The sequence below is a fragment of the Pseudomonas edaphica genome, assembly GCF_005863185.1.
Taxonomy (GTDB): domain Bacteria; phylum Pseudomonadota; class Gammaproteobacteria; order Pseudomonadales; family Pseudomonadaceae; genus Aquipseudomonas; species Aquipseudomonas edaphica.
Genome location: NZ_VBVZ01000261.1, coordinates 1 through 8,267 on the forward strand (window position 1 = coordinate 1; position 8,267 = coordinate 8,267).

Below are 8,267 nucleotides of genomic sequence, written 5' to 3' on the forward strand. Positions count from 1 at the left end.
GCGTTTTGCTGTCCCGATCTATATCCACCAGATAGCTTTGGAACCGCTGGCTGCGTTCATGGAAAGTGATGATCAGCGGGTCATGGCTTTCTTGCAGCATTCGCAACGTGCTGGCGATTTCCAGAGGCGTGGTGAGCACCTTGGGTGGCTGCGGAGCATCTTCCGCATTAAGGGCGTTGAACACGGTTCTTCCATCTCCAGACAAAATACGACTACACGCAAGAACCGGCATTTTGCCAGCATGTAGCGCGCCTTGGATAGGGCGCGCTGTAAACCGGTGTCAGGCTTGGCTGCGGGTGCTTGGCTTGACCAGGCGCGAGGTCGACCCTTGGGCGTTGTACAGCGCCGGAGGCTCTCCGCCGTGGAGTATGCGCAACTGGTTGGCGGTCGTAGCCTGCTGCAGCTGGATCGACTGGCCGTTGAGCAGGTTGGCTTCCTGGCACTGGGCCAGCAATTGATTGAGTGCGGTGCTCTGCGCCAGCAACTGATCGCCTACCGAGGAGTGGCTGGCCAGTTGTGCCAGGCCATCATGATCAGCCGGCAGGCCCAGGCTGATGAGAATTTCGCTGCGCTTCTTGCCATGCTGCTCCAGCAGCACGATCAGCGACTGTTTGCGCGCCAGGATTTCCTCCAGCAAGCGCATGTCCCGGCCATAGAGGGCCAGGGATTCTTCTTTGAGCAGCTCGAGCAGAAGTTGCGTCGGCGCCAGATCATCAATGATCAGTTCAAGCAGATGTTCGTCGTGGTGCATGGCTGGCCTTGGGTTTTAAGCGTCCAAAAGCCCTGCGCAGGCCTTTGCCTAGCGCTCGGCTTCGAAGTTAAGCAGCTTGCTGGCGACACGGTTGCTGTCGACCTTATAGCTGCCATCAGCGATTGCCTGTTTCAATTCGGCCACGCGGGCTTTATTGACTACGGGTTGATCGCGCAGCGAGTCAGTGACCTTCTGCAACTGTTGAGCCTCATTGCTCAGGTGTACCGATTCCCCGCTCTGGCTGGCGCTGGCCTGTTCTGTCTTGGCCGCAGGTGCTGGCTGGGACTTGGCTTCTACGCCGTCCTTTGCCCCGCTGGTGCGCGTATTGCCCGGCAAAGCCTGGGTGTTATTTAAACGACTGAAATCAATGACCATGTTAAAAAAACCTCTGGGTATTTGGACGCTTGCCATGTTTTCGGCCATACCCGGACAAACTTTAGGCTCGTTTGACAATAAACCTGTACAGGTCGACATCCCACGCACAGTGTAGGAAAACCTGGCGTTTCACACCAGTGATCTCACAGCGGTGATCTTCTATAGCGCCACCTCAACCTGGCCCGGCGCGGTCACCTGCGCCTTGATCACACGGTTGGAATTGAGGTTCTTGACCCGGATCTGCTCGCTCATCCCGCCGTTGGACAGCGCCTCCCCCGGCATTTTTACCATCAGCCCGCCGCTGCTGGCGGAAATCACCACCTGGTCGCCCTTGCGAATCACTTCAGCCTGTTCCAGATGCACCAGCGTAATGACTTGGTCGGTGACCATTGGTCGGGTCAGTTTCTGCCCGATGGCTTGGTCCACAGCGGTGAGGTAGCCCTGATTGATCAGGCTGATGTCGCGTTCGCGCAGGGCCACGTCTTCAAAACCAATGATGCCGGTGCGTTTGAGCGGGCGTGTGACCACAACCACATCGCGGAACAGTTTGACCTGCGCCGGCACAAACACGGTCCAGGGTGAGGCGCCCTCGCAGCGCACTTTTACCGTCACGCGGCCGATGGGCTGGGCCGGGCTTTCGAGGCTGGCCGTCAATTCCTTGTCGCACATAGGCATGCGCAGGCGCGGGTCCAGTTGGTTGACCTGGATTTCGTAACGCCCCGGCGTTTGGGTGGTCGCCAGATAATCTTCTACAGTGAACTCAAGAAAGCCTTGGGTGACGCCGATAAGGAGATCAGGCAAGGTGACATTATCTGCGCGAGCCGTGGTGCCCGAGCCCAAGGCAAGCAAAGCCATCGTTGCGCAGAGCAATCTGCGATACCGTGGGATGCGTCGGAAAACTGTCGTTTTAAGGTTCATAGACCAATAAATAGCAAAGCCCGTGCCGTTTAGTGTTGGGTGAGCGTCGTTGCCCTTGTAGGTATAGCCAAAGGTTTTAGCGTAGGAGTCAAGGCATGGCAGGAGTAATGGACTCAGTAAACCAGCGCACACAGCTGGTAGGGCAGAATCGCCTGGAACTGTTGCTTTTCCGCCTGGACGGCAAGCAGCTGTACGGCATCAATGTGTTTAAAGTGCGGGAAGTGCTGCAGTGCCCCAAGCTGACCATATTGCCTAAATCCAGCCCGGTGGTCTGCGGCGTTGCGAATATCCGAGGCGCGACCATCCCGATTCTCGACCTGGCCATGGCCACCGGTTCCTCGGGGTTGCAGGACCGCGAAAGCCCCTTTGTGATCATCACCGAATACAACACCAAGACCCAGGGTTTCCTGGTGCGCTCGGTGGAGCGCATCGTCAATATGAACTGGGAGGAGATCCATCCGCCGCCCAAGGGCACCGGGCGCGATCACTACCTCACGGCAGTGACGCGGGTCGACAACCAGTTGGTCGAAATCATCGACGTGGAAAAGATCCTCGCCGAAGTCGCACCCACCTCGGAAACCATTTCGGTTGGCGTGGTAGACGCCGAAACCGCACACAAGGCGGTGTCGCTGCGTGTGCTGACGGTGGATGACTCCTCGGTGGCGCGCAAGCAAGTCAGCCGCTGCCTGCAAACGGTCGGCGTGGCAGTGGTGGCCTTGAACGATGGTCGCCAAGCCCTGGATTACCTGCGCAAACTGGTGGACGAAGGCAAGAAGCCGGAAGAAGAGTTCCTGATGATGATCTCCGACATTGAAATGCCGGAAATGGACGGCTATACCCTCACGGCCGAGATACGTAACGATCCACGCATGCAAAAATTGCATATCATCCTGCATACTTCCTTGTCGGGCGTATTCAATCAGGCGATGGTCAAGAAGGTCGGTGCTGATGACTTCCTGGCCAAATTCCGCCCTGATGACCTGGCATCCCGGGTAGTCGACCGGATCAAGGCAGCAGATCACGGCTAGGGGGATTTCCTCCTGGCGGTCACACGATTTAAGAGGCGGTATCATTGTCTACGGGTAATTTGGATTTCGAACAGTTCCGGGTCTTCCTGGAAAAAGCCTGTGGCATATTGCTCGGTGAAAACAAGCAGTACCTGGTATCCAGCCGTCTCAACAAACTGATGGAACAGCAGGGCATTAAATCCCTGGGTGAGTTGGTCCAGCGCATCCAGGGCCAGCCGCGCAGCGGGCTCAAGGAAATGGTGGTGGATGCCATGACCACCAACGAAACCTTGTGGTTTCGTGATACCTACCCCTTTGAAGTGCTCAAGAACAAAGTGCTGCCGGAGGCCATCAAGGCCAGTCCGGGCCAGCGCCTGCGCATCTGGTCGGCCGCTTGTTCTTCGGGGCAGGAACCGTACTCGATCTCGATGTCCATCGATGAGTTCGAGCGTACGAACATGGGCCAATTGAAGGCCGGTGCGCAAATTGTCGCCACCGACCTGTCCGGCACCATGCTCACCAACTGCAAGACCGGCGAGTACGACAGCCTGGCCCTGGGCCGCGGTTTGTCCCAGGAACGCTTGCAACGTTTCTTCGACCCCAAAGGGGCAGGACGCTGGGCGGTCAAGGCGCCGATCAAGAGCCGGGTGGAATTTCGCTCGTTCAACCTGCTCGACAGCTATGCCAGCCTGGGCAAGTTCGACATGGTGTTCTGCCGCAATGTGTTGATCTACTTCTCGGCAGAGGTGAAGAAAGACATCCTGTTGCGTATTCACGGTACGCTCAAGCGTGGTGGTTATTTGTTCCTGGGTGCATCCGAAGCACTCAACGGCCTGCCGGATCATTACCAGATGGTGCAGTGCAGCCCCGGGATCATTTATCAGGCCAAATAAAGGTGGCTTGAGCATAAAAAACGGGAAGCCCCGCAAAGGCTTCCCGTTTTTTATGCGCGCCAAGCGCCAGTTTTTACGGGCGGTGGTCAGGGTTTGGGTGTCATTCGGATATTGCCCAAGAATAGAAGATGGTTCCTGCTGGGGATGGTCTCGTTGAAAATACCCAAATGCACGGTGCCGGTACTGCTTGCGGTAAATGTCCCGGTTCCGGTTTGTGTTGATGCGTTGGTTATGTTTTGTACGTTGGCGCCGATTCGGCTGCCGTTAACCGTCAGGTACAGCGTCGAGCCATCTCCGGCGGCTGTACCACCCAGGACGTCAAAGCTGACATCGTAGATGCGCCCAGCGATGACCGATACGGGTTGGGTGATGATGTGAGCCTTGGTTACCTGGCTGCTGGGCAGGTCAACGACCACGCTGCCGTTGACGATGTGCAGCACCCTGCCTGCATAAACTGACTGAGGTACCCAGCCTTGGAAGGTGCCATCGGCGAAATCCCACACTGTGCCAGGAACAGGCACAACGATGCCGCCGGCATCGATGGACACGGTTGCGTTCGGCGCAAAGTACACGTCGCTGCCACGTCGAACGCGTAATATTAAAACAACATTGGTCCTTGACTTACCGACAATGATTGAACGGTGAGTCAAAAAGTTGAGCCCGGCCTCGTCTTTCTCCACCTCAAAGCTCAGGTTGTACGTTCTGCCTCTTTCGCCGATCAAATTTGCGTTGACGAAATCACCCTGCTTGACGGCAAAGGGGCAAAACAATTCAACCGCATTGCCGATCAGCAGTCTGGTCGAGAGGTTTGGAATGGGTAGCGCGTTGTCCTGCAGGACGAATCTGAGGGGGGGAATAGTCAGCATGGTGTGCCTCTGCTTTATGCATGTAGGGGGTCACCCGATGAGGCACGCAAAGACGTAGGCGCAACAACTGTCAGAAATGACAGTGCAGACGAGCGGTCAAGGTATCTGGGGCACTGGGGCAGCCTGTTGAAGGATTGCCACCGGGTGTAAAAGCGGCAACCGCCATTGCCGCTTTACTGGCGCCACGCGGAAGCCCATTGCCGCTTTTCTGGCATTGCCGCCGGCAAACCTTGCGCAAACCCTTGTAATACGGGCCTTCGGCGAATTGGCATGGGCCTTGCTATAACCCAGATACGAAAAGCAGGTCAGCCTAAAGGTTTCCGCCATGAGCATCAGCTTCGATAAAGCGCTCGGTATCCACGAACAAGCCCTGGGCTTTCGCGCCCAACGTGCCGAAGTCCTGGCCAACAACATTGCCAACGCCGACACCCCGAACTACAAGGCTCGGGATTTGGACTTCTCCGCCGTGCTCGCCGCACAGCAGGACAAGATCAAGAACGGCACCTTTGCCTTGAACATGACCAACAGCCGTCATATCGAAGCGCAAGGCCTGGGCAATGGTGACGAGTCGCTGCTGTATCGCACGCCGATGCAGCCGTCGATCGATCAGAACACCGTCGACGCCCAGCTGGAGCAATCGGCCTACGCCGAGAACTCGGTGAACTTTCAGGCCAGCTTCACCCTGCTTAACAGCAAATTCAAAGGGCTGATGTCAGCCCTGCGCGGAGAGTAAGCCATGTCCCTCGCCAGTGTTTTCAATATTGCCGGCAGTGGCATGAGCGCGCAGACCACGCGTTTGAACACCGTCGCCAGTAACATCGCCAACGCCGAGACCGTGTCTTCGAGCATTGACCAGACCTACCGCGCCCGTCACCCGGTGTTCGCTACCATGTTCCAGGGTGGCCAGGCCGGCCAGAGCGGCAGCGGTGATTCACTGTTCCAGAACCAGGATGCGGCGGGCCAAGGCGTGCAGGTGCTCGGCGTGGTCGAAGACCAGAGCAACCTGGAAGCCCGCTACGAGCCTAACCATCCGGCCGCGAACGAAAAGGGTTACGTGTACTACCCCAACGTCAACGTGGTCGAGGAAATGGCCGACATGATTTCCGCCAGCCGCTCGTTCCAGACCAACGCGGAAATGATGAACACCGCCAAAACCATGATGCAGAAGGTCCTGACCCTGGGTCAGTGATAAGGGGCGCCAAATAATGGCCATTGTTGATACCACTTCTACACCCAACACGGCGGTTCAGGACCTGTTCAACTCCAAGGTCAAGACTGCCACAGACAACAGCGGCCTTGATGGTGCCGCCAAGGCGGCCACGGGCAACCAGGCGCTGGGCAAGGATGCGTTCCTGCAACTGCTGGTGACCCAGCTGAAAAACCAGAATCCGCTGTCGCCTCAGGACAACGGCGCGTTCGTGGCGCAGCTGGCGCAGTTCAGCAGCCTGGAAGGCATCAACACCCTGAACGACTCGGTGAATGCGATCTCCAGCAACTTCAGCTCTTCGCAAGCGTTGCAGGCCTCGTCACTGGTCGGGCGTTCGATCATCACCCAGACCGACAAGGCCATGGTTGATACCAGCAAGAGCATGACCGGCTCGGTGGCGGTGACGGCAGCGACAGGCAACGTCTCGGTAAAAATCACCGACAAAGACGGCAACGTGGTGCGCACTATCGACATGGGCGCCCAAAGCGCCGGCAATTCAAGCTTTATATGGGATGGCAAGAGCGACAAAGGTGAAGTCGCCCCCGCCGGCACTTATACCTTCGCGGCCAGCACCAAGAATGACAAAGGCGACTCGGTTGCCCTGTTGACGTCGCTGCCGGCAACGGTCACCAGCGTGACGTTGAGCAAGACCGGCGGCGAAATGCTGCTCAACCTTGCAGGCGGCATGGGCAGCGTCAAGCTGTCGCAAATTCAGACTATCGGTACATAGAGCCGGCTAAATACGGCAGAAGGAGAGAAACATGTCTTTTAACATCGGCCTTAGCGGCCTCTATGCGGCCAACAAACAACTGGACGTGACGGGCAACAACATTGCCAACGTTGCGACCACCGGTTTCAAATCGTCCCGTGCGGAGTTTTCCGACATCTACGCGGCGTCCAAACTGGGCACTGGCCAGAACAGTGTCGGCAGCGGCGTGAACCTGGCGGCGGTGTCCCAGCAATTCACCCAAGGTGACGTCAACAACACCGGCGGCTTGCTGGACATGGCGATCCAGGGCGGTGGCTTCTTCGTGCAGAAGGGCAGTGACGGTTCGCTGGAATACACCCGCAGCGGCACCTTCCGTTCGGACAAAGACGGCTACATCACCAACAACACCGGCACCTCGCGCCTGCAAGGCTACGCCGCGGACGCCGATGGCAACATCATCAAGGGCGCGCTGACCGACCTGCAATTGAACCTGTCGAACCTGCCGCCCAAGGCGTCCACCAAAGTGGACTCCACCAGTAACCTGAACTCTTCCTCGCCGGTGATTGATCAGGCGGCGCACCCGTTCGATCCAACCGAGTCCAGCTCGTTCAGTACCCAGTACAACACTACGCTGTACGACACTCAGGGTAACGCGCACCCGATGGTGCAGTACCTGGTCAAAACGGATTCCAATACCTGGAAGTCCTACACCCTGATCGACGGCCGTAACCCAGACGGTTCGGCGCCTACTGGCACAGGCTCGACGCCACCGGTGGCATCGACGTTGAGCTTTGACGGTGCCGGCAAACTCACCGGGATTGTCACCGGGGGCACCTCCAGCACTACCCTGCAGCTGACTGGCTGGGTGCCGGGTACAGTGACCAATGGCGTGTGGACCAAAAACGGCGCGAATGCCAACCCTGGCGGTATTGCCATCAACATGGGCAACATCACCCAGTACAACTCGGCCACCTACCGTAACCCACCGGTCACCGATGGCTATGCCACCGGCCAGATCACCGGTCTGAATATCGACGGTAACGGCGTGCTGTTCGCCACCTTCAGCAACCAGCAGAGCAAGGCCATCGGTCAGCTCTCCCTGGCCAGCTTTAACAACGAGCAGGGTCTGCAGCCGTCGGGTGGCACCACTTGGAAAGAGACCTTCGCCTCGGGCCAGCCGGGTTATGACGCCCCGCAATCCGGCACCTTGGGTTCGATCGTGTCCAAGTCCCTGGAAAACTCCAACGTCAACCTGACCAACGAGCTGGTGGACCTGATCAAGGCCCAGAGCAACTACCAGGCGAACGCCAAGACCATCTCCACCCAGAGCACCATCATGCAGACCATTATTCAGATGACCTGATGCGGTTGGCCTGACACTGCTGTGAATGAAAGCCCCTCTAGCGAGGGGCTTTTTTTTGCCTGCTATTTGGATCAGCAACCATTCCCACCCTTTGCTCAGTTGCGAGCTGACAGGCCTTTGTGGAACCGACCTCGCCGTTCTTTCCACTTATCGGACTTAAAGGTGCTGGATCTTAGGG

The 8,267-nt window shown here is 57.6% G+C and carries 11 protein-coding genes; 6 read left to right on the forward strand and 5 right to left on the reverse strand.

Going from position 1 to position 8,267, the window contains the following annotated elements; all coding sequences use genetic code 11:
* The 4 genes from FEM54_RS17760 to flgA all read right to left on the reverse strand — a co-directional run.
* Window positions 1–184, reverse strand: a 184-nt coding sequence (locus FEM54_RS17760) for a flagellar regulator YcgR PilZN domain-containing protein (RefSeq protein ID WP_138452183.1), incomplete at its 3' end; no start/stop codon positions are given.
* Between the two features lie 96 nt (window positions 185–280).
* Window positions 281–751 (reverse strand): flagella synthesis protein FlgN, encoded by a 471-nt coding sequence (locus FEM54_RS17765; protein ID WP_017138391.1) that lies wholly within the window; start codon window positions 749–751, stop codon window positions 281–283.
* Between the two features lie 48 nt (window positions 752–799).
* Complete coding sequence (flgM, locus tag FEM54_RS17770) at window positions 800–1,126, reverse strand: flagellar biosynthesis anti-sigma factor FlgM (protein WP_138452185.1); 327 nt, start codon at window positions 1,124–1,126, stop codon at window positions 800–802.
* 159 nt (window positions 1,127–1,285) lie between these two features.
* Window positions 1,286–2,044 (reverse strand): flagellar basal body P-ring formation chaperone FlgA, encoded by a 759-nt coding sequence (gene flgA / locus FEM54_RS17775; protein ID WP_026013793.1) that lies wholly within the window; start codon window positions 2,042–2,044, stop codon window positions 1,286–1,288.
* Window positions 2,045–2,139: 95 nt separating this feature from the next.
* On the opposite strand from flgA, the gene FEM54_RS17780 reads away from it, so the two are divergent.
* Together FEM54_RS17780 and cheR are read left to right on the forward strand one after the other, a co-directional pair.
* Window positions 2,140–3,072, forward strand: a complete 933-nt coding sequence (locus FEM54_RS17780) for a chemotaxis protein CheV (RefSeq protein WP_138452187.1) — start codon at window positions 2,140–2,142, stop codon at window positions 3,070–3,072.
* A gap of 44 nt (window positions 3,073–3,116) precedes the next feature.
* On the forward strand, window positions 3,117–3,944 hold the full coding sequence (gene cheR / locus FEM54_RS17785; protein WP_017138387.1) for a protein-glutamate O-methyltransferase CheR: 828 nt from the start codon (window positions 3,117–3,119) through the stop codon (window positions 3,942–3,944).
* An 86-nt stretch (window positions 3,945–4,030) separates the two neighbouring features.
* Here cheR and FEM54_RS17790 read toward each other — a convergent pair whose 3' ends face one another.
* The gene (locus tag FEM54_RS17790; protein WP_138452189.1) at window positions 4,031–4,810 is read right to left on the reverse strand and encodes a hypothetical protein; all 780 of its coding nucleotides are present in this window, start codon (window positions 4,808–4,810) and stop codon (window positions 4,031–4,033) included.
* Between the two features lie 325 nt (window positions 4,811–5,135).
* On the opposite strand from FEM54_RS17790, the gene flgB reads away from it, so the two are divergent.
* From flgB to flgE, 4 genes are read left to right on the forward strand one after another with little or no spacing between them, the layout of a single operon-like run.
* Window positions 5,136–5,543 (forward strand): flagellar basal body rod protein FlgB, encoded by a 408-nt coding sequence (flgB, locus tag FEM54_RS17795; protein WP_138452190.1) that lies wholly within the window; start codon window positions 5,136–5,138, stop codon window positions 5,541–5,543.
* Window positions 5,544–5,546: 3 nt separating this feature from the next.
* Window positions 5,547–5,999, forward strand: a complete 453-nt coding sequence (gene flgC, locus FEM54_RS17800) for a flagellar basal body rod protein FlgC (protein WP_017138385.1) — start codon at window positions 5,547–5,549, stop codon at window positions 5,997–5,999.
* Window positions 6,000–6,015: 16 nt separating this feature from the next.
* Window positions 6,016–6,747, forward strand: a complete 732-nt coding sequence (flgD, locus tag FEM54_RS17805) for a flagellar hook assembly protein FlgD (RefSeq protein ID WP_138452192.1) — start codon at window positions 6,016–6,018, stop codon at window positions 6,745–6,747.
* 31 nt (window positions 6,748–6,778) lie between these two features.
* Window positions 6,779–8,089 (forward strand): flagellar hook protein FlgE, encoded by a 1,311-nt coding sequence (gene flgE, locus FEM54_RS17810; protein ID WP_017138383.1) that lies wholly within the window; start codon window positions 6,779–6,781, stop codon window positions 8,087–8,089.
* Window positions 8,090–8,267: the final 178 nt, after the last annotated feature.